At 63.3% G+C, this 25,114-nt stretch carries 24 protein-coding genes and 1 riboswitch; of the genes, 14 read left to right on the forward strand and 10 right to left on the reverse strand.

Going from position 1 to position 25,114, the window contains the following annotated elements:
* Positions 1-104 precede the first annotated feature (104 nt).
* The 5 genes from glmM (at position 105) to serA (ending at position 6,540) form a co-directional block, all read left to right on the forward strand.
* Positions 105-1,457, forward strand: coding sequence for a phosphoglucosamine mutase (glmM, locus tag NKJ26_RS11600; RefSeq protein ID WP_352695343.1), 1,353 nt, complete (start codon positions 105-107; stop codon positions 1,455-1,457).
* Positions 1,458-1,679: 222 nt separating this feature from the next.
* Positions 1,680-2,519 carry an outer membrane protein gene (locus NKJ26_RS11605; RefSeq protein ID WP_352600373.1) on the forward strand — a complete coding sequence of 280 codons (840 nt, stop codon included), beginning with the start codon at positions 1,680-1,682 and terminating at the stop codon, positions 2,517-2,519.
* A 213-nt stretch (positions 2,520-2,732) separates the two neighbouring features.
* Positions 2,733-3,497 (forward strand): outer membrane protein, encoded by a 765-nt coding sequence (locus NKJ26_RS11610; protein WP_352600371.1) that lies wholly within the window; start codon positions 2,733-2,735, stop codon positions 3,495-3,497.
* A 203-nt stretch (positions 3,498-3,700) separates the two neighbouring features.
* Positions 3,701-4,876, forward strand: a complete 1,176-nt coding sequence (locus NKJ26_RS11615) for a phosphoserine transaminase (protein WP_352695344.1) — start codon at positions 3,701-3,703, stop codon at positions 4,874-4,876.
* A 62-nt stretch (positions 4,877-4,938) separates the two neighbouring features.
* Complete coding sequence (gene serA, locus NKJ26_RS11620; RefSeq protein ID WP_352695345.1) at positions 4,939-6,540, forward strand: phosphoglycerate dehydrogenase; 1,602 nt, start codon at positions 4,939-4,941, stop codon at positions 6,538-6,540.
* Positions 6,541-6,595: 55 nt separating this feature from the next.
* Here serA and NKJ26_RS11625 read toward each other — a convergent pair whose 3' ends face one another.
* The gene (locus tag NKJ26_RS11625) at positions 6,596-7,507 is read right to left on the reverse strand and encodes a DMT family transporter (RefSeq protein WP_352695346.1); all 912 of its coding nucleotides are present in this window, start codon (positions 7,505-7,507) and stop codon (positions 6,596-6,598) included.
* 213 nt (positions 7,508-7,720) lie between these two features.
* On the opposite strand from NKJ26_RS11625, the gene NKJ26_RS11630 reads away from it, so the two are divergent.
* Together NKJ26_RS11630 and NKJ26_RS11635 are read left to right on the forward strand one after the other, a co-directional pair.
* Positions 7,721-9,019, forward strand: coding sequence for an adenylosuccinate synthase (locus tag NKJ26_RS11630; RefSeq protein WP_352600363.1), 1,299 nt, complete (start codon positions 7,721-7,723; stop codon positions 9,017-9,019).
* Positions 9,020-9,094: 75 nt separating this feature from the next.
* On the forward strand, positions 9,095-10,744 hold the full coding sequence (locus NKJ26_RS11635; protein WP_352695347.1) for a hypothetical protein: 1,650 nt from the start codon (positions 9,095-9,097) through the stop codon (positions 10,742-10,744).
* Between the two features lie 24 nt (positions 10,745-10,768).
* Here the strand turns inward: NKJ26_RS11635 and NKJ26_RS11640 are convergent, their stop codons facing one another.
* The 5 genes from NKJ26_RS11640 to NKJ26_RS11660 are packed head-to-tail and all read right to left on the reverse strand — an operon-like array spanning position 10,769 to position 13,831.
* Positions 10,769-10,888, reverse strand: a complete 120-nt coding sequence (locus tag NKJ26_RS11640; RefSeq protein WP_352695348.1) for a CcdB family protein — start codon at positions 10,886-10,888, stop codon at positions 10,769-10,771.
* Positions 10,889-10,923: 35 nt separating this feature from the next.
* Positions 10,924-11,118: a CcdB family protein gene (locus tag NKJ26_RS11645; RefSeq protein WP_352695349.1), complete on the reverse strand. Its 195-nt coding sequence runs from the start codon at positions 11,116-11,118 to the stop codon at positions 10,924-10,926.
* Positions 11,066-11,308, reverse strand: a complete 243-nt coding sequence (locus tag NKJ26_RS11650; RefSeq protein ID WP_352695350.1) for a type II toxin-antitoxin system CcdA family antitoxin — start codon at positions 11,306-11,308, stop codon at positions 11,066-11,068. Before NKJ26_RS11650 ends, NKJ26_RS11645 begins: the two co-directional genes overlap by 53 nt.
* A gap of 56 nt (positions 11,309-11,364) precedes the next feature.
* Entirely contained in the window at positions 11,365-13,185 is a 1,821-nt protein-coding gene (locus tag NKJ26_RS11655; protein ID WP_352695351.1) for an ABC-F family ATP-binding cassette domain-containing protein, read from the reverse strand.
* Position 13,186: 1 nt separating this feature from the next.
* Entirely contained in the window at positions 13,187-13,831 is a 645-nt protein-coding gene (locus NKJ26_RS11660; RefSeq protein ID WP_352695352.1) for a thiamine diphosphokinase, read from the reverse strand.
* Positions 13,832-13,918: 87 nt separating this feature from the next.
* Positions 13,919-14,033, forward strand: a riboswitch (TPP riboswitch).
* Between the two features lie 43 nt (positions 14,034-14,076).
* Between NKJ26_RS11660 and thiB the strand changes: the two genes are divergently transcribed.
* The 4 genes from thiB (at position 14,077) to NKJ26_RS11680 (ending at position 19,463) form a co-directional block, all read left to right on the forward strand.
* Complete coding sequence (gene thiB / locus NKJ26_RS11665) at positions 14,077-15,075, forward strand: thiamine ABC transporter substrate binding subunit (RefSeq protein ID WP_352695353.1); 999 nt, start codon at positions 14,077-14,079, stop codon at positions 15,073-15,075.
* Positions 15,076-15,348: 273 nt separating this feature from the next.
* Positions 15,349-16,965 (forward strand): thiamine/thiamine pyrophosphate ABC transporter permease, encoded by a 1,617-nt coding sequence (gene thiP / locus NKJ26_RS11670; RefSeq protein WP_352600351.1) that lies wholly within the window; start codon positions 15,349-15,351, stop codon positions 16,963-16,965.
* The gene (gene thiQ / locus NKJ26_RS11675; RefSeq protein WP_352600349.1) at positions 16,958-17,734 is read left to right on the forward strand and encodes a thiamine ABC transporter ATP-binding protein; all 777 of its coding nucleotides are present in this window, start codon (positions 16,958-16,960) and stop codon (positions 17,732-17,734) included. The genes thiP and thiQ overlap by 8 nt, the downstream gene beginning before the upstream one ends.
* Positions 17,735-18,056: 322 nt before the next feature.
* The gene (locus NKJ26_RS11680) at positions 18,057-19,463 is read left to right on the forward strand and encodes a M48 family metalloprotease (RefSeq protein ID WP_352695354.1); all 1,407 of its coding nucleotides are present in this window, start codon (positions 18,057-18,059) and stop codon (positions 19,461-19,463) included.
* Between the two features lie 18 nt (positions 19,464-19,481).
* On the opposite strand, the gene NKJ26_RS11685 is transcribed toward NKJ26_RS11680, so the two are convergent.
* A complete protein-coding gene (locus NKJ26_RS11685; RefSeq protein ID WP_352600345.1) occupies positions 19,482-20,345 on the reverse strand; it encodes an RNA polymerase factor sigma-32 in 864 nt (287 codons plus the stop codon).
* A 328-nt stretch (positions 20,346-20,673) separates the two neighbouring features.
* Here NKJ26_RS11685 and NKJ26_RS11690 point away from each other — a divergent pair, with 328 nt between their 5' ends.
* The 3 genes from NKJ26_RS11690 to NKJ26_RS11700 all read left to right on the forward strand — a co-directional run bounded on the left by NKJ26_RS11690 (position 20,674) and on the right by NKJ26_RS11700 (position 23,054).
* A complete protein-coding gene (locus NKJ26_RS11690; RefSeq protein ID WP_352695355.1) occupies positions 20,674-21,447 on the forward strand; it encodes an amino acid ABC transporter substrate-binding protein in 774 nt (257 codons plus the stop codon).
* A gap of 144 nt (positions 21,448-21,591) precedes the next feature.
* On the forward strand, positions 21,592-22,272 hold the full coding sequence (locus NKJ26_RS11695; RefSeq protein WP_352600342.1) for an amino acid ABC transporter permease: 681 nt from the start codon (positions 21,592-21,594) through the stop codon (positions 22,270-22,272).
* Positions 22,269-23,054, forward strand: coding sequence for an amino acid ABC transporter ATP-binding protein (locus NKJ26_RS11700; protein ID WP_352695356.1), 786 nt, complete (start codon positions 22,269-22,271; stop codon positions 23,052-23,054). The genes NKJ26_RS11695 and NKJ26_RS11700 overlap by 4 nt, the downstream gene beginning before the upstream one ends.
* Positions 23,055-23,197: 143 nt before the next feature.
* On the opposite strand, the gene NKJ26_RS11705 is transcribed toward NKJ26_RS11700, so the two are convergent.
* The 3 genes from NKJ26_RS11705 to NKJ26_RS11715 all read right to left on the reverse strand — a co-directional run bounded on the left by NKJ26_RS11705 (position 23,198) and on the right by NKJ26_RS11715 (position 25,110).
* Positions 23,198-23,779, reverse strand: coding sequence for a CarD family transcriptional regulator (locus NKJ26_RS11705; protein ID WP_006327799.1), 582 nt, complete (start codon positions 23,777-23,779; stop codon positions 23,198-23,200).
* Positions 23,780-24,149: 370 nt separating this feature from the next.
* Positions 24,150-24,488, reverse strand: a complete 339-nt coding sequence (gene fdxA / locus NKJ26_RS11710) for a ferredoxin FdxA (RefSeq protein ID WP_352600339.1) — start codon at positions 24,486-24,488, stop codon at positions 24,150-24,152.
* A 235-nt stretch (positions 24,489-24,723) separates the two neighbouring features.
* Entirely contained in the window at positions 24,724-25,110 is a 387-nt protein-coding gene (locus NKJ26_RS11715) for an RNA-binding S4 domain-containing protein (protein WP_352695357.1), read from the reverse strand.
* Positions 25,111-25,114 lie beyond the last annotated feature (4 nt).

Raw genomic sequence — 25,114 nt, forward strand, 5'->3', positions numbered from 1 at the left:
AATTTCTAAGGATTGGTAACATATAATCACACAATGTGATGATAGCGCACCGGCCAATTGTGGCATGACGTGCCGGGCAAGAACGATCGGGGATACAGGCTAGAATGGCAGGAAATTACTTCGGCACGGATGGTATTCGCGGACGCGCCAACAAGTTTCCAATGACCGCGGAAATCGCCATGCGGGTCGGCATGGCCGCCGGCCTGTCGTTCCAGCGTGGCAGCCACCGCCATCGTGTCGTCCTCGGCAAGGACACCAGGCTCTCCGGCTATATGATCGAGAACGCCATGGTGGCCGGCCTTTGCGCGGCCGGCATGGACGTGTTCCTGCTCGGCCCGATCCCGACACCGGCGGTTGCCATGCTGGTGCGTTCGCTGCGCGCCGATATCGGCGTCATGATCTCGGCTTCGCACAATCCCTATTACGACAACGGCATCAAGCTGTTTGGACCCGACGGCTACAAGCTCTCCGACGAGATCGAAGAGCGCATCGAGAGCATGCTCGACAAGGACATCGAACTGGCGCTCGCCGATTCCGACGGGCTTGGTCGCGCCAAGCGTGTCGACGGCGTCCATGACCGCTATATCGAGTTCGCCAAGCGCACCTTGCCGCGCTCGATGTCGCTTTCGGGCCTCAGGATCGTGGTCGATTGCGCCAATGGCGCCGCCTACAAGGTGGCGCCCGAGGCACTGTGGGAACTGGGCGCGGAAGTCGTGGCCATCAATGTCGAGCCCAACGGCTTCAACATCAACAAGGAATGCGGCTCGACCCATCCGGCCGGCTTGCAGAAGAAGGTGCACGAAGTGCGCGCCGACATCGGCATCGCGCTCGACGGCGATGCCGACCGCGTCGTCATCGTCGATGAAAACGGCGCGATCGTCGATGGCGACCAGATCATGGCGCTGATCGCCGAGTCCTGGCACCAGAACGGGCGGCTCGCCGGCGGCGGTGTCGTTTCGACGGTAATGTCCAATCTCGGCCTCGAACGCTTCCTCGGCGACATGAAGCTGCAATTGCACCGCACCAAGGTCGGCGACCGTTATGTCGTGGAGCATATGCGCGCGCATGGGCTCAATGTCGGCGGCGAACAGTCGGGCCACATCGTGCTGTCGGATTTCTCGACCACCGGCGACGGCCTCGTTTCCGCGTTGCAGGTGCTGGCCTGCATCAAACGGCAGAGCCGGCCGGTCAGCGAACTGTCGAAGAAATTCGAGCCGGTGCCGCAACTCTTGAAGAACGTGCGCATCGTCGGCGGCAAGCCGCTCGAGGAAGCCCTGGTCAAGGCCGCCATCGAAGATGGCCGCCATCGCCTCGGCAAGGCCGGACGGCTGGTCATCCGGCCATCCGGTACCGAGCCGCTGATCCGCGTCATGGCCGAGGGCGACGATCCGCAACTGGTCGAGGCCGTCGTCAACGACATTGTCGAGGTCATCTCCGAAACCCGCAGCGCCGCCTAAATCCAGCGCGCCCGGAAGGGTGTCGCGCCGAAGCGCTTTCACTCATGTAAAGCCCGCCTCTCCGGCGGGCTTCTTTTGTTGGCCAATGACTCGAAATCTGGAGATTCGTGGTTAAGCAACAGGGTTAAACGCCTTTTAACCTTTGCAATTCATTATCCACGACTGAAAGCCAATCGCATTTCGGACGCGATCGCCGTTCCGAGCTTCTCAGGGGTGACAAGCATGTTCAATACAGCAAGGAAGGCCTTGTTCGCCGCGCTGTTCGCGGGCCTGGCATGGCCGGTGTTCGCAGCCGATTTCGTGGAACCGCCGGTGGTCGAAGAGGCTCCGCCGCCGGCGGTCTATGAGCAGCCTGCCGAAGTCGGCGGCTGGTATATCCGTGGCGACCTCGACTATCACAAGTCTGATGTGCGTGGCATCGACTATACGACCTACACCGTCGATCCCGTCACCACCATCATCACACCTGGCGACAGGTCGTTCGATTTCGGCAAGCTCAAGGGCGGTTTCTCGCTCGGCGCCGGTGTCGGTTACAAGGTCAACGACTACTTCCGCACGGATCTGACCGCCGACTACTGGTTCAAGTCGAACTTCGACGGCGGAACCTCGGACCTCACCACGACCTCGACCGAAGTGTCGAAGATGAGCGCCTTGCTGCTGCTGGCCAACGCCTATGTCGATATCGGCACCTATCACGGCATCACGCCCTATGTCGGCGCCGGTATCGGTGGTGCGCGCGTCAAGTGGGACGATGTCTACGATCCGAACACCACCGAACACAATCCCGGTGCGGCCAACTGGCGCTTCGCTTACGCTCTGATGGCAGGCGCTTCCTACTGCTTGACCGACAAGATCATCCTCGATGCGGGCTATCGCTTCTCCCATATTCAGGGCGGCCGCATGTTCGAATGGGATGCGAGCAGCTCGGGTCCCGGCTTCGATCGCGGCTTCAATACCCACGAGGTGCGCGGTGGCCTGCGCTACCAGTTCGGCGGCAACAATGGATGCGCCGCACCGGTCGTGGCCTACCAGCCCGAACCCGAACCGATCTACACCAAGTAATCGCCTCGCCGTTCCAGGAATTCGTCGACCGCCCGGCAACAGCCGGGCGGTTTTTTGTTTGCGCGTTTGCAAATGAACCGGCACTTCGGAAATCAATTCGCTAACGCTCTGTTAGCCTTAACCCCGACTTAACCACTATGGTTAACAATGCCTCTTGAAACGATGGCTGCCGTCGCGGTTGCGGGCGGCGCCAAATCCGGGGAGTCGGGGACCATGACACTCACATCGCGTATGGTGCTGGCGCTAGCCGCACTCGGCCTCATGCCGCTGACCCCCGTGCTCGCCGCCGACTACGATCCGCCGATCTATGTCGATCAGGCGCCCGACTACGTGCCGGTCGAAGTCGGTTCCGGCTGGTATCTGCGCGGCGATGTTTCCTATCTGGTGCAGAAGAGCTTCAAGAACGATGATTTCGCCTTCACGCCCGCGAGCTTCGACGAAAAAGAAGACCCGATCTTTGCCAGCATAGGCTTCGGCTACCACTTCAACGATTATCTGCGCGCCGATCTCAATCTCGGCTATCTTCCCGGCAACAAGATCGGCGTCGGCTATGACGATTCCGGGAGCACGGTAGCGTACACCCAAGCCTCGGCTGACCTGAAGAACTACGCGTACTCGCTCATGCTCAACGGCTACGTCGACCTCGGCACTTATGTCGGGATCACACCCTATCTGGGCGGTGGCGTCGGCATCGTGCAGAGCACGCACAAGCTTTCGGCGAGCTATTTCACCAACAATTTCGACCCCACCGACGATTTCGTCCAGGAGGAAGACAAGACGCAGTATTCCTTCGCCTATACGCTGAATGCCGGTCTGGCCTATCAGGTGACGAAGAACGTTTCCGTCGATCTGGGCTATCAGTATTTCTCCGCCCCGGATGCCGAATATGTGACGGCCGAAAGCCTGACTTCCTATCCGGTCCACAAGGGCATCAGCAACCATCAGGTCAAGCTCGGGCTGCGCTACGATCTCTGGTAGGCCTGGGGCAGCCCGGGACCTTGGCGGCGGATCCCTGCGGTCCGCCGTTTGCGTTTGAAAAATCACGCGATGCTGATCGTGGATCGCCGGTATCCCGGCAGCGACAAAAACTTTCCTCTTGACGCCCGAAGCCTGAACGCATATCGCCGTCCGTGGGCCACCCCTCCCCAACGAGGGGCCACTATCTGGAAGGATAGACCACGATGACGACGCATGCGAAGCCCGGACTCCGTCCGGCAAACCCCAATTTTTCCTCAGGTCCCTGTGCGAAACGCCCCGGCTGGTCGGTCGAGGCGTTGAAGAACGCTGCGCTGGGCCGTTCCCACCGCGCCAAGGTCGGCAAGACCAAGCTCGAGCAGGCGATCGCGCTGACGCGCGAAATCCTCCAGGTTCCTGCCGACTACCGCATCGGTATCGTGCCGGCGTCGGACACAGGCGCCGTCGAGATGGCGCTGTGGTCGCTGCTCGGCGAGCGCGGCGTCGACATGGTCGCCTGGGAGAGTTTTGGTTCCGGCTGGGTCACCGATGTGGTCAAGCAATTGAAGCTAGCCGACGTGCGCAAGCTCGAAGCGGGCTACGGCGAACTGCCGGATCTGGCGAAGATCGATTTCGATCGCGACGTGGTCTTCACCTGGAACGGCACGACGTCAGGCGTGCGCGTGCCGAATGGCGATTTCATTCCGGCCGACCGCCAAGGCCTGACGATCTGCGACGCGACCTCGGCGGCGTTCGCGCAAAAGCTCGATTTCGAAAAACTCGATGTCGTCACCTTCTCCTGGCAGAAAGTGCTGGGCGGCGAGGGCGCACACGGCATGCTGATCCTGTCGCCCCGCGCCGTCGCGCGGCTGGAGACCTACAAGCCTTCATGGCCGCTGCCGAAGATCTTCCGCCTCACCTCGGGCGGCAAGCTGATCGAAGGCATCTTCAAGGGCGAAACCATCAACACGCCGTCGATGCTGTGCGTCGAGGACTATCTCGACGCGCTTCAATGGGCGAAGTCGATCGGCGGCCTCGACGCGCTGGTCGCCAGGGCCGACGCCAATGCCGCCGTGCTCGACGGTTTTGTCGGCAAGTCTTCCTGGCTCGGGCATCTCGCCACCCTGCCGGCGACGCGGTCGAACACCTCCGTGTGCCTGTCCTTCACGGACCCGGATATCGCGGCACTCGACGCGGACGCGCAGGCGGCCTTCGCCAAGGGCCTGGTCTCCGCACTCGACAAGGAAGGTGTCGCCTACGACATCGGCTCCTATCGCGACGCGCCGCCCGGCCTGCGCATCTGGTGCGGCGCGACGGTCGAGACATCCGACCTCGAAGCGCTGCTGCCTTGGCTCGACTGGGCCTTTGCCGCGCAGAAGGCGTCGCTCAAGGCTGCGGCCTGAGATCATTCGCGGCCTGCGGGCCGCCCATTCCGCCGATCAATCCTATTTTCAAGGAGGCCGCCATGGCGCCCCGCGTTCTCGTCTCAGACAAACTTTCCCCCACCGCCGTGCAGATCTTCAAGGATCGCGGCGTCGAGGTCGACTACCTGCCCGACCTCGGCAAGGACAAGGAAAAGCTGCTCGAAGTGATCGGCCAGTATGACGGCCTCGCCATCCGCTCGGCGACCAAGGTCACCGAGAAGCTGATCAACGCCGCCACCAAGCTCAAGGTCATCGGCCGCGCCGGCATCGGCGTCGACAATGTCGATATCCCCGCGGCGAGCCGCAAGGGCATCATCGTGATGAATACACCCTTCGGCAATTCGATCACGACAGCCGAACACGCGGTCGCGATGATCTTCGCGCTCGCCCGCCAGATCCCGGAAGCCAACGCATCGACGCATGCCGGCAAATGGGAAAAGAACCGCTTCATGGGCGTCGAGATCACCGGCAAGACGCTGGGAATCATCGGCTGCGGCAACATCGGCTCGATCGTCGCCACGCGCGGCGTCGGCCTCAAGATGCACGTCATTGCCTTCGACCCGTTCCTGTCGGACAAACGTGCCGAGGAGCTCGGCGTCGACAAGGTCGAACTCGACGAGCTGTTCGCGCGAGCCGACTTCATCACGCTGCACACGCCGCTAACCGACAAGACGCGCAACATCATCGATGCCGCGGCGATTGCCAGGATGAAGAACGGTGTGCGTATCATCAACTGCGCCCGCGGTGGGCTGATCGTCGAGGCCGACCTGGTCGCGGCGCTGAAGAGCGGCAAGGTCGCCGGCATCGGCATCGACGTGTTCGAGGTCGAGCCGGCCGAGCAGAACGCCCTGTTCGGCATGGAGAACGTGGTGGCGACGCCGCATCTCGGCGCTTCGACGGCCGAAGCGCAGGAGAACGTCGCGCTGCAGGTCGCCGAACAGATGGCCGACTATCTGATCAAGGGCGCCGTCTCCAACGCCATCAACATGCCGTCGATCACGGCGGAAGAAGCGCCGCGGCTCAAACCCTTCGTCAAGCTCGCCGAAGTGCTCGGCGCCTTTGTCGGCCAGGTCACCGAAGATCCGATCAAGGAAGTGGAGATCCTGTTCGACGGCTCGACCGCGACCATGAATACGCGGGCGCTGATCAGCGCTGCCCTTGCCGGCCTGATCCGGCCGCAGGTCGCCGACGTCAACATGGTGTCGGCGCCGATCATGGTGAAGGAGCGTGGCATCATCGTCGCCGAGGTCAAGCGGGACAAATCCGGCGTATTCGACGGCTACATAAAGCTCACCGTCACGACCGAGCACAGGACGCGCTCGATCGCCGGCACCTGCTTCTCCGACGGCAAGCCGCGCTTCATCCAGATCAAGGGCATCAATCTCGACGCCGAAGTCGGCCAGCACATGCTCTATACGACCAATGCCGATGCCCCCGGCATCATAGGCCTGCTCGGCACGGTCTGCGGCGAGAACGGCGTCAACATCGCCAACTTCCAGCTTGGCCGCAACCGGCCGGGCGGCGATGCCATCGCGCTGCTCTATCTCGACGCGCCGTTCCCGGAAAAAGTGCTGGAGCAGGTCAAGGCGCACAAGTCGATCGATTCAGCCAAGCGGCTGCAGTTCGACGTCAACACGATTTGATCCAGCCTGTCGTGGAGATCCAGAAGGCGCGGCCTGACCCGCGCCTTCCGATTGCTCAACGCGTCCTGGCCGACGGCAGCATCGCCATCTTTCGCCCGCTATATTCGGCAAGAGCGATGCCGCCCAGCACGAGCACAAGCGCCAGCGCCTGGTAGAGCTGGAACGTCTCGCCGACGATCAGCACCGAAAGCAGCGTGCCGAAGATCGGCACCAGATTGATGAACAGGCCGGCGCGGTTGGCGCCGATCAGCTCGTTGCCCCTGATGTAGAGGATCTGCGAGACGACCGAGGCGCCGATCGCGGTATAGACGATCACCGCCCAGCCGCGCGCGTCGGGCACGATGACATTGCCGGCAGCGACCTCCCACAGGAAAAAGGGCAGCGAGGTGGCGAGCGCGGCCATCGACATGGCCAGCATCAGGCTTTGCCAGCGCATCACCGGCTTGAGCCGCAGCCCGACGGAATAACCGCTGTAGAGGACGACCGCGACCAGCATGATGGCGTCGCCGAAATTGAGCTCCAATGTCAGCAGCCGGCGGGGGTCGCCGTGGCAGGCTGTCAGGATGACGCCGAAGATGGTCAGCACCACGCCGACGATCTGCGCCCAGTTCACGCGCAAGCGAAAGAAGATGAAATTGGCTGTCATGATCAGGATCGGCATCGCCGCCTGTTCGATCGAGACGTTGATCGCCGTCGTATAGTTGAGCGCCGTGTAGAAGATGGTGTTGAACAAGGTGAAGCCGCTGGCGCCGAGCGCGGCCAGAACGAACCAGTGCCTGCGCACTACCGGCCAGTCCTCCTGGATTGTCTTCCAGCCGACCGGCAGCAAGATCAGCACGGCCAGCGCCCAGCGCAGGAAGACCAGCGTCATCGGCGAAACATGATCGACCGCCAGCTTGCCGGCCACCGAGTTGCCGCCCCACAGCAAGGTGGTGAGCATCAGGAATATGTAGGCGCTTCGATGCATCGCGGGTCGCCGCCGGGAGGACTGAACTGGTGGTCCTTGCGGGCCTATTGCCCTCGCCCGGCCAAGTAAAGGATGTCAAAGCCGAAAATTGTTGTGCCTCAGGGCATTTTCGACGGCAAAGAAAGGTCGCATCGCCTTGCTCTTGACGTTATAGAGGCCTGTCGTTTCGAACCATATTAAAGCCGCTCGGCGGCGTCTCAAGGGAAAAGAAACATGGCCAATGTGGTGGTCGTCGGCTCGCAGTGGGGCGACGAAGGCAAGGGCAAGATCGTCGACTGGCTGTCGGAGCGCGCCGATGTCGTGGTGCGTTTCCAGGGCGGCCACAACGCCGGCCACACGCTGGTCGTCGACGGCAAGGTCTACAAGCTGTCGCTGCTGCCGTCCGGTGTCGTGCGGCAAGGCAAGCTTTCCATCATCGGCAATGGCGTCGTCTTCGACCCGCACGCTTTCGTGGCCGAGGTGGCGAAGCTCAAGGGACAGGGCGTCGACGTGACGCCGGATCGCCTGAAAATAGCCGAAAACACAGCGCTAATCCTTTCCCTGCACCGAGAGCTGGACGGATTCCGCGAGGATGCCGCCTCCAATTCCGGAACGAAGATTGGCACGACTCGCCGTGGCATCGGCCCCGCCTATGAGGACAAGGTGGGCCGGCGCGCGGTTCGGGTGATGGATCTGGCGGATTTGGAAACACTGCCCTTGAAGGTCGACAGGCTGCTGACGCATCACAACGCACTGCGTCGCGGGCTCGGCCATGGCGAGGTCACGCATGACGCGATCATGGCGGAATTGACCTCGATCGCGAATGACATCCTGCCCTATATGGATCGCGTCTGGAAGATACTCGACGACAAGCGCCGGGCCGGCGAACGCATCCTGTTCGAGGGCGCTCAAGGCACACTGCTCGACATCGATCACGGCACCTATCCCTTCGTCACCTCGTCCAATACGGTGGCCGGGCAGGCGGCTGCCGGCTCCGGCGTCGGCCCAGGCGCCATCGGCTATGTGCTCGGCATCACCAAGGCGTACACCACGCGCGTCGGCGAAGGCCCGTTCCCGACCGAACAGAAGAACGAGATCGGCGAGTTCCTCGGCACGCGCGGCCATGAATTCGGCGTCGTCACCGGCCGCAAGCGTCGCTGCGGCTGGTTCGACGCGGTGCTGGTGCGCCAGGCCGTCGCCGTCAACGGCATCAAGGGCATCGCGCTGACCAAGCTCGACGTGCTCGACGGACTGGACGAGATCAAGGTCTGCACCGGCTATCGGCTCGATGGCGAGATGATCGACTATCTGCCGGCCAGCCAGGGTGCGCAGGCCCGCGTCGAACCGGTCTATGAGACGCTTGAGGGCTGGAAAGGCACCACTGCCGGGGCGCGCAGCTGGAACGATCTTCCGGCCCAGGCGGTCAAATACGTCCGACACATCGAGGAGTTGATCGGCGCGCCGGTCGCACTGCTCTCCACCAGCCCGGAACGGGACGACACGATACTTGTGACCGATCCGTTTCAAGACTAGTTTCTCAAGCCTTTCCGGGCATGGCGGCTGATTTGCGGGGGCCGGTCCGGGAGCAAAATACAGGTCGACCCAAGCATGGCAGATTTCGTTTCTGTTCTGAAAAAACAGCTCGACAAGCACGACGAGCCGGCGCTCGATACGCGCAAGCGGATCTATGATAGCGCGCGTTCCGCGCTCCAAAGGAAACTTGGGGAGTTTTCGCCGCCGCTTTCCGCCGACGTCATAAGCAAACAGAAACGCTCTTTGGAAGACGCCATCGCGGGCATCGAGCGGGACTATGCCAAGAGCCTGCCGGAGTCCGATCCGCTCGCCGAACTGGAACACATCTTTTCCTCGATCGATCGGAACAAGAACCAGCCAAGTCATACACGGTCGCCGGCAGAACCAGTCTTGCCGGCACCGCCCGCCGCCAAGCCTGAGCCCTCCCGGCCCGCCCCACCGCCGGCCGCCAAGGTCGAGCCGAGTTGGCAAAAGCCCGCTTCGGTTCCGGTGCAGCCCGTCCCGGACTTCGCCGGCCAGGCCTTGCCGGGCATGGGTGCGGACCGCGACGAGGGCGAGGATGTCTTTCCGAGTGACGACGAGCCGGCGGCGACCGAGACTTTCCAGCGCCCTCGGCCTGCCGAGCGCAAGCGCAGCTATGGCGGACTGATCGCCGCCATGGCCATCTTGCTGGTCGTTGCCGGTGGTGGCTACGGCATCTGGCTGAACAAGGACGCCTTCGGCAAGATGCTGGGTCTCGATGGCAGCAAGGTGGCGAAGACCGAGCCGGTGAAACCAGCTCCGGCCAAGCCGGCCACCGATGCCCAACCAGCGCCCGCAGCCGGCACCGAGGCCGAAGGAACAAAGTTCACGCAGCGGCTGACGCCACAAGGCAGCGAGGTAGATCCCGGCCCGGCCGGCGGGCAAAGCGGCGTAGGCGAGGGTGAATCCGTCGCAGCACTGACGACGCCGCCATCCGCGACCAACGCGCCGGCGATTGCCGCACCGAGCGCCGGCACGCCGCCCGCCGCCGCACCTGCCGCGAATACGGCTCCGCCGGCGGCACAGGCGACGCCGCCCGCCAATGGAGCACCGGCTGCGCCGGCCGATGCGACCGCCACTCCGCCAGCGCCGGCAGGCGCCGCGCCGACGGCGCCTGCCCCGGCACCGGCACCGGCGCAAACGTCGCTGCCGGTCGGCCAGAAAGCGATCTTCTACGAGGAGCGCACCAGCACTGCGCAGGGTTCGGCCGAGCCTGGCAACATCGTCTGGTCGCTGGTGCAGGAATCGCCCGGCGGTGACCTGCCGCCGGAGCCGGCGATCCGCGCCGAAGCGACCATTCCCGGCAAGGACATCCAGTTGCGCATGACCATCCGCCGCAACACCGACCAGACCTTGCCGGCCAGCCATATCATCGAGATGATCTTCCTGACGCCCGACGGCTTCGAGGGCGGCGGTGTCGACAACATCCTGCGCGTCGCCATGAAAGGCTCCGAACAGGACGCCGGCAGCCCGCTGATCGGTATCCCGGCCAAGATCGCCGATGGGTTCTTCCTCGTCGCGCTCAACGACACCAAGGCCGACGAAGACGCCAATTTGACGCTGCTTCGCGGCCAGGACTGGATCGACGTGCCGGTGGTCTACAAGACCGGACGACGGGCGCTGCTGACCATGGAAAAAGGCATTCCCGGCGAAAAGGTGTTCGACGAGGCTATCAAGGCCTGGCAAGCGAAGACGGCGGGCTGAAGTCGAGGCAACGGCCGACTCCGGTCAGAAGCCCTGAAACAGCATGTCGAGCGCGGCGACGATGTCGTCGTGGTGCTTGGAAAGATTTCCCTCGGCATCCGCCAATTCAGATGCTGTCAAGGCTGATATGAACTGTGTGACCATCACATGATCTTTGCCATCTATGGCGAAAGTCGGGTTTAGCCGTCGCCCGGAACCGGGGCTATGTTGGGCGGCATCAACGGAACGACGACCCTCGTGCCCAGTCCTTCAAGAAGCTCAGACTGAACGTCGAGAAGATAACCGTACCTTCGGCATTTCGATAGAGATCGTAGCGTGCCATCAAAACAGCCGATGTTTGGCCAATGGCAGTCCGTTGCGTCTGACATATTCATTAGAGCTATCAATGGCTTCTCTGTTCTCTTCTTGCCATCGACGGGTTTTTTCCGCCGCAATCGCTTTCGCGATACCTGCCTCGGCGGCGCGTGAGATATTGATGCCCAACGCCTTGGCGTCCTCGATCAACTGGGAGTCGATGGACGTGTTAACAGATTGTCGCTGAGGTTTTGGCGTCGACTGAAGCACAGAAACCACCTCCTTTTATGCGCATATTGTACGCGCATAAAAGTTCAGTTGCGATCTCACCCCTCCATCTCCTCGCGCAACATTTCCAGCTCAAGCCATTCTTCCTCGAGCGCCGCCAGTGTCGCGCGCTCCTTGTCGAGAGCGGCGATGGTTTTCTGGAACGAGGCCGGATCGCGCTCGTAATAGGCGGGGTCGGCGATGTTATTCTCCAGCCGTGAGATCGAGGCCATCACCGCCTCGATTTTTTTCGGCAGCGATTCCAGTGCGAACTTTTGCTTGAACGACAGTTTCTTCGCTGGCCCTTTTGACGCTGCCGGCTCGCCTTTGCCCGTCGCCGGCGCTTCGCCGGCCTCGGCCTTCGCGCGCGCCTTGCGGTCATCGAGCCTGGTGCCGCCGCGCTGCGCCAGCATGTCGGAATAGCCGCCGGCATATTCGATCCAGCGGCCGCCGCCATCGGGCGCGATGATGCTGGTCACGGTGCGGTCAAGGAAATCGCGGTCGTGGCTGACCAGGATGACCGTGCCGGCAAAGCCGGCGACCAGTTCCTGCAAGAGTTCCAGCGTCTCCATGTCGAGATCGTTGGTCGGCTCATCGAGCACCAGAAGGTTTGCCGGCCGTGCCAGCACGCGCGCCAGGATCAGCCGCGCCCGCTCGCCGCCGGAAAGCTCGCGCACCGGCGTGCGCGCCTGCTCCGGCTTGAACAGGAAGTCCTTCATGTAGGAGACGACATGGCGCTGCTCGCCATTGATGACGAGGTTCTCGCCGCGTCCGTCGGTGAGATATTGCGCCAGCGTCTCCTGCGGATCGACCGCTTCGCGCTTCTGGTCGAGCGTGGCGATCTCCAGGTTGGTGCCCAACCGCACGGAGCCGGCGTCCGGCGCCAGTTCGCCGGTCAGCATCTTCAAGAGCGTCGTCTTGCCGGCGCCGTTCGGGCCGACGAGGCCGATGCGGTCGCCGCGCTGGATGCGGGTCGAGAAGCCCTTGACCACGGTGAGGTCGCCAAAACTCTTCTCGATATTCTTGGCCTCGATTACCAGCTTGCCGGATTCGGCGGCGTCGCTCGCCACCATGGTGGCCGAACCTTCGGCGCCGCGATGGCCGCGAAAACGCTGGCGCATGGTCTGCAATTCGCCCAGCCGGCGCATGTTGCGCTTGCGTCTTGCCGTCACGCCATAGCGTAGCCAGTGCTCCTCGCGCACGACTTGGCGGCCGAGCTTGTGCTGCTCGCGCTCTTCCTCCTCCAGCACGAGGTCGCGCCACTCCTCGAAATGGCCAAAGCCCTTGTCCAGCCTGCGGGTCTGGCCGCGATCGAGCCAGACGGTGGCACGCGACACGCGTTCGAGAAAGCGGCGGTCGTGCGAGATGACGATGAGGGCGGAGGAGGTGCGAACGAGTTCCTCTTCCAGCCATTCGATGACTGACAGATCGAGATGGTTGGTCGGCTCATCGAGCAGCAGAATGTCGGGTTCCGGCGCCATGACGCGGGCAAGTGCCGCGCGCCTGGCCTCGCCGCCGGACAGGTCGTTCGGCCGCTCTTCGCCCGACAGGCCGAGGTGTTCCATCAGGTAGCTGGCGCGGTAGGGATCGTCGGCGGGGCCAAGCCCGGCCTCGACATAGGCGCGCACGGTCGCGAAGCCTTCCATGTCGGGCATCTGCGGCAAATAGCGGACGGTCGCCGAAGGCTGGCGGAACACCTCGCCGTCCTGCGGCTCGATCAGTCCGGCGGCGATCTTGAGCAGCGTCGACTTGCCGGACCCATTGCGGCCGACCAGCGCGATCTTGTCGCCGGCCGAGGCGGTCAAGGCGGCGCCATCGAGCAGCGGCGCGCCACCAAAGGTCAGTTTTATCCCGTCGAGATTGAGAAGGGGCGGGGCCATGTCAGCTTTCAGGTAGTGGATAGGGATGAGCAAGCAGCATCGCGCGGCCGTGGCCGAGGGCGATCTCAAGGCTGCCCTTGACTTCGTTGGAGATGGTCAGCGACGAGCCGAACGCCACCTGGACGTGGTTCAGCGGCCATTTGGCGCCGGAAACGGTCAGGCCGGCAAGTTCGGAGAAGCCAAGGATCGAAAACAGCGTGCCGGCGGCATAGTCGAAACCGGCTTTCCCGGACAGCAGAGGAACGCCTTCCTGGGCGCCGCTGGTCAAGAGCACTTCCGTTCCCGCCTCGGCCAGCCGCAGGCCGAGTGCCATATGCAGGAAGGCGTGGTCGGCGCGCTTGCCGCCGAAGGCGCCTGCAAGCACGAGACGGGTCGCACCGCGTTCGAGCGCAGCCGCGATCGCCAGTTCACCGTCGGTCTGGTCCTTCTCCGCCGGAAAGGTCCGGCGCGGTACGGCGGCGAGATCGTCAGGCAGATTGGCCGGCACGGAATCGAAATCGCCCACCCACAGCTCCGGGGTAAGGTCCAGCAGCCGCGCGTGGCCGATGCCGGCGTCGGCGGCGATCACGCGGGAACGTTCGACATGGCGGTCGAGCCGCGGCGTGCGGATGAGATCGCCGCCAAGCAGGATGGTGAATGTGCTCATATCCTGTCGCCCTTACCAGCCCGGCACGGGAAACGGAAGGCCGGCAAACTCCGCTTGCGTGGTTCGCCGGCCGGGCCTATGTGTCGAGGCGCTCTAACGGGGTGCCGGACGCGATCTTCGCGGACCGGCTGAGAGGCAGTCTCGCCAACCCGCTGAACCTGATCCGGTTTGTACCGGCGGAGGGATTAGACGTTTCGGACAGTCCGACGCCTCAATTCCCTTCAACTCGAACGAAGGAGGCGCCGATGCGCACGCTTTTATACTCTCTTGTCTCGGCAATGGTCCTGGCCCTGTCCGGACCGGCCTTGGCCAAGGACAAGCTCACCGTCTACACCTATGAAAGCTTCACCGCCGACTGGGGTCCCGGCCCGGTTGTGAAGAAGGAGTTCGAGGCGGAATGCGGCTGCGATGTCGAGTTCGTCTCGGTCGCCGATGGCGTGGCCTTGCTCAACCGCGTCAAGCTCGAAGGCGCCTCGACCAAGGCCGACATCGTGCTTGGCCTCGACACCAACCTCACCGCCGACGCCAAGGCCAGCGGCCTGTTCGCGCCGCATGGCGCGGTGACGGAGGTCAACGTGCCGGGTGGCTGGAGCGACGACACTTTTGTTCCCTTCGACTACGGCTATTTCGCCGTCGTCTATGACACGCAGAAGCTGAAGACACCGCCGAAGAGCCTGAAGGAGCTGGTCGAAGGCAGCGCCGACGACAAGATCGTCATCCAGGATCCGCGCACTTCGACACCGGGTCTCGGCCTGCTGTTGTGGGTCAAGTCGGTCTATGGCGACAAGGCGCCGGAGGCCTGGGCCAAGCTCAAGGCCAAGGTGCTGACCGTGACGCCGGGCTGGAGCGAGGCCTACGGCTTGTTCACCAAGGGCGAGGCGCCCATGGTGCTGTCCTACACCACCTCGCCGGCCTATCACATGGTCGCCGAAAACACCGAGCGCTACCAGGCGGCGTCCTTCGACGAGGGCGAGTACCTGCAGATCGAGGTCGCGGGCGTCACCACCACGGGGGCCAAGAATCCGCTGGCGGAAAAGTTCATGGCCTTCATGACCGGACCGAAATTCCAGGACGCCATCCCGGAGACCAACTGGATGTTCCCGGCCGGCAAGACCGACAAACCGCTCAACCCGGCCTTCGACAGACTGGTCAAGCCGGCCAAGACCTTGCTGTTCAGCCCCGAGGAGGTCGCGGCCAACCGCAAGGCCTGGGTGGATGAATGGCTGGCGGTGATGAGCAAGTAGTTTGGCTATATGATTGAAAGATGATCGCCCTCCGGCGCCCCCCTCTGTCCTGCCCGTCCTCCGCAGCTGCAGCGCAGCTGCTGCAGAGGATGGACCGGACATCTCCCCCACAAGGGGGGAGATTGGCAGCTTCGTTGCCGGCTCGTTCCTGGCAGCGTTTGAGATTGGCGGAAGCCGCAGCGACATCCGATCTTCCCCCTCGTGGGGGAGATGTCCGGCAGTCACGTTCGTCAAGTCCCCGCCAGTCGATGATATCGAGGCAGATGGTGCAGCGTGCAACGCGCTGACCCCCGCACCACCGCCGGTGTCCTCGCACTCGCTGCAATCGCGCTCCTCATTGGCGGGGCGTTTGCCGGCCTGATCATCGAGGGTGCCCACGACTTATCCGGCGCGCGGGGGGCCTTCGACGCCTATCTCCTGCGCGTTATCCGCTTCACGCTCTGGCAGGCGGCGCTCTCGACGCTGCTTTCAGTCGGCCCGGCATTGTTCGTGGCGCGCGCGCTGTCGCGGCATCCAGCTTTCTTCGGCCGCGCCTTCATCCTGCAACTCTTCGCCATACCCCTGGCCCTGCCGGCGATCGTCGCGGCACTCGGCATCCTCGCCCTCTATGGCCGTGCCGGATATTTCGCCGGTCTGTTCAGTGCTGCTGGCGGTCAGAGCTGGCCGGGAATCTATGGCCTGTCCGGCATTCTAATCGCTCACGTTTTCTTCAACCTGCCACTGGCGACCAGGCTATTTCTGGAGGCGCTGCGGACCATACCTTCCGACCAGTGGCGGCTGGCGAGCCAGCTCGGCATGGGGGCGCGGCCGGCCTTCCGGCTGATCGAGTGGCCGACCTTGCGTGCCGCCTTGCCAGGTGTCGCCGGGCTTGTCTTCATGCTCTGCATCACCTCGTTCACCATCGTGCTGACGCTCGGCGGCGGGCCGGCCGCGACGACGCTCGAGGTCGGCATCTACCAGGCGCTGCGCTTCGATTTCGATCCGTCGCGGGCGGTGACGCTGACCCTGCTGCAAATCGCATTGACCTTCGTCGTGGTGCTGGCGCTGACGCGGCTTGGCGCCAACGTGGTCGGAGATACCAGCCTGCCGGTCGCGCCACGCCGCTATCTCTCCATCAAAGGCACCGAGACCGCGCTGAATGCCGTGCTGATCGTGCTTGCACTGCTGTTCGTCATCGGACCGATGGCGGCCACGGTGATGGCCGGACTTGGCGCCGATCTTGGCCGCCTGGCCAGCGAGGTCGCCGTAAGACAAGCGATGCTGACCAGCGCGGTGCTCGCCTTTCTGTCGGCGCTGCTTTCGGTGATGCTGTCGCTGGCGCTGACCATGGCGCGGCGTGCGCTGGCGATGAACCGCCGCGTCGGCCCGAGGACGATGCTCGAACATGCCACCGATACAGGCGCGGGGTTTGTCCTGGTCGTGCCGCCGATCGTCATCGGCGCCGGCTGGTTCCTGTTGCTGCGCCATATCGGCGACGTCTTCGCCATTGCCCCGGTCATGGTCGTTACCGTCAACGCGGTGATGGCGATGCCGTTCGCGCTGCGGGCCGTCCGTCCCGGCTACGATGCCGCAAGCGAGCGACACGAACGGCTCTGCGCACAGCTCGGCATCGCTGGATGGAACCGGCTCATTCTGGTCGACTGGCCGTCACTGCGGCGGCCACTTGCCACCGCCTTTGCTTTCGCCATGGCACTGTCGCTCGGCGATCTCGGCGTCATCGCCCTGTTCGGCAGTGATTCCGTGCAGACCTTGCCTTACCTTCTCCTGGCGCGGATGGGCAGTTACCGCACCGAGGATGCCGCCGGCCTGGCGTTGCTGCTCGGCCTCGTCTGTCTCGCGCTGGTGCTGGCAGCGGACTGGCTTGGAAGGGAGAAGATCCGTGATGCCTGACGACGCGGCCGGCGGGAAAGGGGTTCCAGTTCGGCTGGACAAGGTCTCGTTCAGCTATGGCGAGGCACCGCTTGTCTTCGACATAGCGTTCGCCGTGGCGAAAATCACCGCGGTCATGGGGCCGAGCGGCTCGGGCAAGTCGACGCTCCTCAATCTGGTCGCCGGCTTCGAGACACCTCTGTCCGGCCGTGTCCTGATCGACGGGGTCGATGTTACGGCCGAGCCGCCGGCGGCTCGGCCGGTGTCGATGGTGTTCCAGGAAAATAACCTTTTCGCCCATCTCTCCGTCGAGCAGAACGTCGGGCTCGGCCGCTCGCCATCGCTGCGGTTGACGCAGGCCGATCAGGCGACCGTCGCCGATGCGCTTGCGCGCACCGGTCTTTCCGGCAAGGAAAAGCGGCTACCGCGCGAACTTTCCGGCGGCGAGCGGCAGCGCGTTGCGCTCGCCCGCGTGCTGGTGCGCGACCGTCCGGTGCTGCTGCTCGATGAACCCTTCGCCTCGCTCGGGCCTGCCTTGCGTGCCGACATGCTCGATCTGGTTGCCGCGGTCCATGCCGAGCGCGGCATGACGGTGGTGTTCGTCACGCATCAGCCCGAAGATGCCCGCCGTATCGCCCAGCACGTGGTGTTCCTGGACGACGGCATGGTCGCTGCCGCCGGCGAGGCGGATGATTTCTTCGCCGGGGCTGGTCCGGAAGAATTCCGGCGCTATGTCGGTGCGAGTGCAGGGGAGGCCGTATCACGAGATATTGCCCGGAAGCGGCCATAATTTACGGTCAAACCGGCTCCAGGCGATGGGGCGCTTGCTTGCCATGGCTGGAGTAGTGTGGCTAGGTCCGCCTTATTGGTCCGGCATGGACCCTGATTTGGCTACAGCATCCGCCGCCCGTCCGGAGGGGACGCGCGACGGATATTGTAGCAGTTTGTTTTTACGCGTGGCACCTTCCGAAGATCGCTCCCGATTTTCGTGGCCATGCGCCGGGACCCGAAAGGAGGCCGTTCTGGCGATCGGCGTCAACAGACCACGAACGAATCCGCTGGCGCGCTTTCTCGCTCTGGCCGGTTTTGCCGTGGCGTTGGCGAGTTGCCAGATGTTTACGCCTCCGGAAGTTCAGGAATCCGGCTTCCAGCCGTCCGACAAGCCGATCACGGTCGATAATGTCACCGGCAACAACAAGCTCGCCGAACTGGCCAAGGCGCAGCACCCGCGCATTCTGGCGACCTATGGCGGCGAATATTCCGATCCGAGGCTGGAGCGCATGGTCGCCAAGGTGGTCGGCAGCCTGACAGTGGTGTCGGCCAACCCGACGCAGACCTATCGCATCACCATCCTGAATTCGCCCAACGTCAACGCGTTCGCGCTGCCGGGCGGCTATCTCTACATCACGCGCGGCCTCCTGGCGCTGGCCAACGACTCTTCCGAGCTCGCCGCCGTCATCGCGCACGAGATGGGCCATGTCACTGCCAATCACGGCCTGCAGCGCCAGCAATTGGAGGCCGAGGAAGGCCTGGCGACCAAGGTCGTTTCCGACGTGCTCGGCGATAGCCCGACCGCCAAGGCCGCGCTGATCCGCGGCAAGCTCAGGCTGGCGCAATTCTCGCGCAACCAGGAACTGGAGGCGGACGCCATCGGCATCAAGTCGATCGGCGAGGCGGGTTATGATCCCTATGCCGCCGGCCGCTTTCTGCAGTCGATGTCGGCCTACACCGACTTCCGCTCGATCAGCGGCGCCACCGATGCCAGCCTCGACTTCCTGGCCACGCACCCCAATACGCCGCAGCGCATCGATCTGGCGCAACGCCACGCCCGCCAGTTCGGCGCGCCCGGCGTCGGCACGCGCGACCGTGATTCCTTCCTCGCCGGCATAGACGGCCTGCTTTACGGGGACACGCCCGAGGAAGGCTATGTGCGCGGCGAAACCTTCCTGCATCCTGGCCTTGGCGTGTCCTTCTCGGTGCCCGAAGGCTTCATCATCGACAATTCGGCGGCGGCAGTGACGGCGACCGGGCCGGGCGACATAGCGATCCGCTTCGACGGGGTTTCGATCGACAAGAACCGGACGCTGACCGACTACATCCGCAGCGGCTGGGTCGCCGGTCTCGACGACAGCACCGTCAAGCAGGAAACGATCAACGGCAATGAGGCGGCGACCGCGCATGCCGGCGCCGAAGGCTGGCAGTTCGACATCGCGGTGATCCGTGCCGGCGGCCAGGTCTACCGGCTGCTCACCGCGGCACCCTCGGCCAGCACCTCGCTGGACACGGTGGCGCGCTCGGTCAGCGGCTCCTTCCGGATCCTGAGTGCCGCGGAAAAGGCGGCCCTGAAACCGCTGCGTATCCGCGTGCTCACCGTTCAGCCGGGGCAGACGATGGGTTCGCTTTCAGCTCAGATGGTTGGTGTCGACCGCAAGCTCGACCTATTCCGCGTGCTCAACGCGCTGTCGCCGGGCGCGGCGGTTTCGGCCGGTGACAAGGTCAAGATCGTCACCGACAGGTAAGGGCCTTTTGTCGGAAGTTCAGGCGGCGGCCGCCAGAAATTCGGGGTTCTGCTTCACCAGTGCGACCTTTAGCTTTTCCATGGCGCGGGCTTCGATCTGGCGGACGCGTTCCTTGGAGATGCCGAGCGTCTCGCCGAGTGCCTCGAGCGTGGCCCCCTCGTCACTCAGCCGGCGCTCCTCGATGATGCGGAGCTCGCGCGCGTTGAGCGCGCCAAGCGCTGTCTTCAGCCACACCGAACGGCGCTCGACATCGATCGTATCGCCCACGATTTCGTCGGGCAGGGGATCGTCCGAGACCAGGAAGTCCATCCGTTCGGTGGCGCCCGTTTCGTCGGCTAGCGGCACGTTGAGCGAGGAATCCGGAGCCGACAGCCGCGAATCCATCATCGCCACGTCAGCCTCGGAAACGCCAAGTGCAACCGACACCTCGCGGTAAAGGGTTTCGTTGGAGAGCGGCTCGGTCCCGTTTGCAAGACGGGCACGCAAGCGCCTGAGGTTGAAGAACAAAGCCTTCTGCGCCGAACTGGTGCCGCCGCGTACGATCGACCAGTTGCGCAGGATGTAGTCCTGCATCGAGGCGCGGATCCACCACGTCGCATAGGTCGAGAACCGCACTTCGCGCTCCGGTTCGAAGCGGGCGGCGGCCTCAAGCAGGCCGACATGACCTTCCTGGATCAGGTCGCCGAGCGGCAAGCCGTAGTGGCGGAACTTCGAGGCCATCGAGATGACCAGCCGCATATGGGCGACTGTTATGCTATGCAGCGCGTTTTGGTCGTTGTCTTCCTTCCAACGCAACGCGAGCCGGTGTTCCTCGTCACGTTCGAGGTAGGGAGCCTTCATTGCCGCACGGACCATGATCCGTCCTGCCGTGTCTTCCATCATGAGGTGCTCCCTGGCTCAGGCGATGCGGATGACTTCGCGAACGTGGCAGGAGCCGGGTTGAAATGACGGCGTCCTGCCCTACAACAGCCAGAACGTGCCATGCTCGGGAAAGGTTCCGTGGCCGCTTGCGGGCGGACTGCGTTGCCTGGGAGACGTCGGCGGTGATCCGTGATGATCCTGATCGCCACCGGAAAGCGCTTTTTATGGAATCTGGTTTCAGGAATTGGCTGTCTTTGAAATTCTGTTCCTTATTTTTCTCCCCAGCATCTGTCAGTTTCCTGCGCTCACAACGTGCCTGACATCAGGCCCAGGACGGGATCACAGAAAAATGAAATGGCTGAAGTCGCTCATAGTCGCCGGAACGCTGCAGGTTCTGGCAATCACCGCTGGCCATGCCGGCGCCAATCTCGACCAGATCAAGCAGGCAGGAGTCATCAAGGTCGGCACCGAAGGCACTTATGCGCCGTTCACCTATCATGACGCTTCCGGTGCGCTGGTCGGTTTCGACGTCGAAATCGCCAAGGCGATCGGCGACAAGCTCGGGGTCAAGGTCGAGTTCCTCGAAGGGAAATGGGACGGGCTGATTGCCGGTCTCGATGTCAATCGCTATGACGCCGTCATCAATGAAGTCGGCATCACCGACGCCCGCAAGGCCAAGTACGATTTCTCAGATCCCTACATCGCTTCCAAGGCGGTGCTGATCGTGCGTGGCGACAACACCGACATCAAGAGCTTCGCCGACCTCAAGGGGAAGAAATCGGCGCAGTCGCTGACCTCGAATTTCGGCAAGCTGGCCGAGACAAACGGCGCCGAGCTCGTCGGCACCGATGGTTTCGACCAGTCGATCCAGCTGCTTTTGACCGGCCGCGCAGACGCCACCATCAACGACAGCCTGTCGTTCCTCGACTTCAAGAAGCATAAGCCCGACGCCAATGTGAAGATCGCCGCACAGGAAGAGAACGCCGACTATTCCGGCGTCATCGTGCGCAAGGGCGATCCGGAGCTGGTGGCGGCCATCAACGAGGCGCTGGCCGACATCAAGGCCGATGGAACCTACCAGAAGATTGCCGATACCTATTTCGGCCAGGACGTTTCGAAGTAATCCTTACGAGTTGGGCCGGTCTCTCCGGCTCCCAGCAACGTATCGAGCGGCGAGCTGTCTTTGACGGCTCGTCGCTTTTATCGTGATATGGCACCCAGCGTTCGCGCTTCATCAAGCCACCTTGCCCATTCCGGAGGATCTTTCGTGCTGCACTGGCTGCAACTGATGCTGGAGTCGCTGCCTTCGCTGCTGTGGGCCGCCTTGATCTTCACCGTGCCGCTGACGCTGCTGTCTTTCGCCCTTGGGCTGACGGTCGGCCTGGGTGCGGCACTCGGCCGGCTGTTCGGCCCGAAGCCGCTGGTCGCGCTTGTGCGCTTCTATGTCTGGATCTTCCGTGGCACGCCGCTCCTGGTGCAGCTGTTCCTGATCTTCTACGGCCTGCCGTCGGTCGGCATCCTGCTCGACGCCTTCACGGCGGCGCTGATCGGCTTCACGCTCAACATCGGCGCCTATACGTCGGAGATCATCCGCGCAGCCATAGGCTCGGTGCCGAAAGGCCAGTGGGAAGCCGCCTATTCGATCGGCATGACCTGGGGCCAGGCGATGCGGCGCACCATCCTGCCGCAAGCCGGCCGCGTTGCCGTGCCACCGCTCTCCAACACCTTCATCTCGCTGGTCAAGGACACCTCGCTGGCCGCCGCCATCACCGTGCCGGAGATGTTCCAGGCCGCGCAGCGCATCGTCGCCACCACCTATGAGCCGCTGATCCTCTATGTCGAGGCGGCGATCCTGTACCTCGCGATGAGCTCGGTGCTGTCGGCCCTGCAAACACGGCTGGAACGACGGCTCAACCGCTATGGCGGCTTCCTGGAGGCACGCTCATGATCGGCCTCACCAACATCGAAAAGCGCTTCGGCGACAATCTCGTGCTGAAGGGCGTGACTGTGGCGTTTGCGGAAGGCAGCGTCACCGCGCTTGTCGGCCCTTCGGGCGGGGGAAAAAGCACGCTGCTGCGCTGCATCAATCTCCTGGAGATTCCGACCTCCGGCACGGTGCGGATCGGCGACGAGACGCTCGAGTTCCGCCCCGGCGGCAAGGTTCCGGCCGGGGACATAAGGCGTCTTCGCTTGCAGACCGGCATGGTGTTCCAGAATTTCCAGCTGTTCCCGCATCGCACCGCGATCGAGAATGTCATGGAAGGCTTGGTCACGGTGCTGAAATGGTCGCCTGAACGGGCGCGCGAACGGGCGCGCGCGCTGCTGGATAAAGTAGGCATGGTGCACAAGGCCGATGCCTGGCCGGCAACATTATCAGGTGGCCAGCAGCAGCGCGTGGCGATCGCACGGGCACTGGCGCCGTCGCCGAAAGTGCTGCTCTGCGACGAGCCGACCTCGGCGCTCGACCCGGAACTGGCGCAAGAGGTGGTCGACGTACTTGGCAAGCTCGCCAGCGAAGGCACGACGATGGTGATAGCGACACATGATCTGCGCCTCGCCTCCAAGATCGCACAGGAAGCGGTGTTCCTCGATGCCGGCGTTGTCGTCGAGAAGGCGCCGTCAACCGTGCTGTTCGCCAATCCGGAGCGTGAGCGCACGAAGCGCTTCATCGCGACGCTGAAGCAGGAGGCGGAGAAGGAAGGTGGCGGCGAGGGTGGACCAACCTTATAGGTTTGCGCTGCCTCATCCGTCGCCTGCCCGACCTTCACTATCCGGGGAAAATGCCGGCAGGGCCAGCGGACCTTCCGGTATTGTCGACAACAAAAAACCCGGCGCGATGAGGCCGGGTTTTTCAGAACTCAAAGCTGGAAAGCTCAGGCAGCTTCTTCCTGCTCGGCTTCCTCGTTGTCGGCCTTGGCGCCGCGCTTGGGGCCCTTGTTGAGGTTGACCTCGATCAGGCGCACGGCTTCCGTTTCCGACATGCGGTTGACCGCGGCGATCTCGCGGGCCATGCGGTCAAGCGCCGCTTCGTAGAGCTGGCGTTCGGAATAGGACTGCTCCGGCTGGTTGTCGGCGCGATAGAGGTCGCGCACGACTTCCGAGATCGAGATCAGGTCGCCGGAATTGATCTTCGCATCATATTCCTGGGCGCGGCGCGACCACATGGTGCGCTTGACGCGGGCGCGGCCCTGCACGACTTTCAGCGCGCGCTCGACGTAATCCTCTTCCGACAGCTTGCGCATGCCAATGGAGGTCGCCTTGGCGACCGGCACCTTCAGGCGCATCTTGTCCTTCTGGAAATCGATGACGAACAGTTCCAGCTTGTGCCCAGCCACTTCCTGCTCGTCGATGGAGACGATCTGGCCGACGCCATGCGCCGGATAGACGATGTACTCGCCGGTCTTGAAACCGTGGCGCGCAGCGGTGGACTTCTTCTGCGGGGTGATCGTTGCCATTACGCCCTGAACTCCTTGTTGTGGTGCCGGCATGCTGCCGGCCCGAACTCGCGTGACCGGGAAACCCGATCATTAGCCGCACAACAGATGAACCCACCGGAAGGCCAAGGACCGGCAAACCGCACGAACTGCGACCGCCTGCCCCAGATCGCTCTGGTCCGGAATGGGATTGTCACCTTTCAGTGATTTGGGGCGTCTGCGCCATAAATCGACGTTGTGTCACCGGCATGTTTCGCTCATGTAGCACAAAAAGTCGGAAGAATCAAGGTTTTGCTGCAAAAGCGAAGGCCGCACTTTATCGCCGCCTGTCAAGGCGGTTAATGTGAAGTGCCCCTTACGCCGCGTAATACCGGCCTTTGCGGGGTTGTTGTCAATCGCCTTCGCCGGGTTCGGGGGAGAAATATTTCTCGAACTTGCCGGCCTCGCCGTCGAAGGATTTGGCGTCGGCCGGCGGTTCCTTCTTGGCGGTGATGTTGGGCCATTTTTCGGCATATTCGGTGTTGATTTGCAGCCATTTGTCGAGGCCGGACTCGGTGTCGGGCTTGATCGCGTCGGCCGGGCATTCCGGCTCGCAGACACCGCAGTCGATGCACTCGTCGGGGTGGATGACGAGCATGTTCTCGCCTTCATAGAAACAGTCGACCGGACAGACCTCGATGCAGTCCATATATTTGCATTTGATGCAATTGTCGGTCACGACATAGGTCATCGGTAGGCTCCGGGACGTCCCAGTTTTGTTGGCTTTTTCCGTGAGGTAACGCCTTTGGCCGCTGCTTGCAAGGGCAGCCATTCCCGGCGGCGTCGGCGTTCCGGAATGGAATTCCAGACGGCTGGCGCAATCGAGACCCGACCCCTCCCGGGGAGCGTCTTTTTGCCGGGCTCGCTTTGACTCAGGCGTGCCCCTTGTTTCAAAAATATCATACGCATTTCGCGCGCGGCAAGCATCAGTCCTCGCCAAGCAGGCGATCGGTCTGTCGGCGCTCTCTTTTGGTCGGGCGGCCGCTGCCGGCCTCACGCAGAGCCGGAAGCGCATCGGGAACGGCTTCGCCCTTCGGCGCGGGCGGCGGCGATATATCCTCATAAAGGGTACGCGCTTCCTCGGCCGGACCGCGCCGGGCGCCGGGGTTCAGCACTTTCCAGACGAAGATGCGCCGCTCGAGCGTGATGGTCAGCACGTCACCCGGCTTGACCAGATCGGAGGCCTGCGCTGCTTTGTCGCGATTGATGCGAACGCGGCCGGCGACCACCAGTTTCGCCGCCAGCGAGCGTGATTTCACAGCGCGCGAGAAGAACAGCCATTTGTCGATGCGCTGGCGGTCTGTCGCGGCCATTGGG

This window comes from Mesorhizobium sp. M0152, from assembly GCF_040322415.1.
Classification (GTDB): domain Bacteria; phylum Pseudomonadota; class Alphaproteobacteria; order Rhizobiales; family Rhizobiaceae; genus Mesorhizobium.

Excerpts from the sequence above, each read along its gene's own strand:
- glmM (WP_352695343.1), top strand. The coding sequence starts at position 105 with ATGGCAGGAAATTACTTCGGCACGGATGGTATTCGCGGACGCGCCAAC.
- NKJ26_RS11605 (WP_352600373.1), top strand. The coding sequence starts at position 1,680 with ATGTTCAATACAGCAAGGAAGGCCTTGTTCGCCGCGCTGTTCGCGGGC.
- NKJ26_RS11610 (WP_352600371.1), top strand. The coding sequence starts at position 2,733 with ATGACACTCACATCGCGTATGGTGCTGGCGCTAGCCGCACTCGGCCTC.
- NKJ26_RS11615 (WP_352695344.1), top strand. The coding sequence starts at position 3,701 with ATGACGACGCATGCGAAGCCCGGACTCCGTCCGGCAAACCCCAATTTT.
- serA (WP_352695345.1), top strand. The coding sequence starts at position 4,939 with ATGGCGCCCCGCGTTCTCGTCTCAGACAAACTTTCCCCCACCGCCGTG.
- NKJ26_RS11625 (WP_352695346.1), bottom strand. The coding sequence starts at position 7,507 with ATGCATCGAAGCGCCTACATATTCCTGATGCTCACCACCTTGCTGTGG.
- NKJ26_RS11630 (WP_352600363.1), top strand. The coding sequence starts at position 7,721 with ATGGCCAATGTGGTGGTCGTCGGCTCGCAGTGGGGCGACGAAGGCAAG.
- NKJ26_RS11635 (WP_352695347.1), top strand. The coding sequence starts at position 9,095 with ATGGCAGATTTCGTTTCTGTTCTGAAAAAACAGCTCGACAAGCACGAC.
- NKJ26_RS11640 (WP_352695348.1), bottom strand. The coding sequence starts at position 10,888 with ATGGTCACACAGTTCATATCAGCCTTGACAGCATCTGAATTGGCGGAT.
- NKJ26_RS11645 (WP_352695349.1), bottom strand. The coding sequence starts at position 11,118 with ATGAATATGTCAGACGCAACGGACTGCCATTGGCCAAACATCGGCTGT.
- NKJ26_RS11655 (WP_352695351.1), bottom strand. The coding sequence starts at position 13,185 with ATGGCCCCGCCCCTTCTCAATCTCGACGGGATAAAACTGACCTTTGGT.
- NKJ26_RS11660 (WP_352695352.1), bottom strand. The coding sequence starts at position 13,831 with ATGAGCACATTCACCATCCTGCTTGGCGGCGATCTCATCCGCACGCCG.
- thiB (WP_352695353.1), top strand. The coding sequence starts at position 14,077 with ATGCGCACGCTTTTATACTCTCTTGTCTCGGCAATGGTCCTGGCCCTG.
- thiQ (WP_352600349.1), top strand. The coding sequence starts at position 16,958 with ATGCCTGACGACGCGGCCGGCGGGAAAGGGGTTCCAGTTCGGCTGGAC.
- NKJ26_RS11680 (WP_352695354.1), top strand. The coding sequence starts at position 18,057 with ATGTTTACGCCTCCGGAAGTTCAGGAATCCGGCTTCCAGCCGTCCGAC.
- NKJ26_RS11685 (WP_352600345.1), bottom strand. The coding sequence starts at position 20,345 with ATGATGGAAGACACGGCAGGACGGATCATGGTCCGTGCGGCAATGAAG.
- NKJ26_RS11690 (WP_352695355.1), top strand. The coding sequence starts at position 20,674 with ATGAAATGGCTGAAGTCGCTCATAGTCGCCGGAACGCTGCAGGTTCTG.
- NKJ26_RS11700 (WP_352695356.1), top strand. The coding sequence starts at position 22,269 with ATGATCGGCCTCACCAACATCGAAAAGCGCTTCGGCGACAATCTCGTG.
- NKJ26_RS11705 (WP_006327799.1), bottom strand. The coding sequence starts at position 23,779 with ATGGCAACGATCACCCCGCAGAAGAAGTCCACCGCTGCGCGCCACGGT.
- fdxA (WP_352600339.1), bottom strand. The coding sequence starts at position 24,488 with ATGACCTATGTCGTGACCGACAATTGCATCAAATGCAAATATATGGAC.
- NKJ26_RS11715 (WP_352695357.1), bottom strand. The coding sequence starts at position 25,110 with ATGGCCGCGACAGACCGCCAGCGCATCGACAAATGGCTGTTCTTCTCG.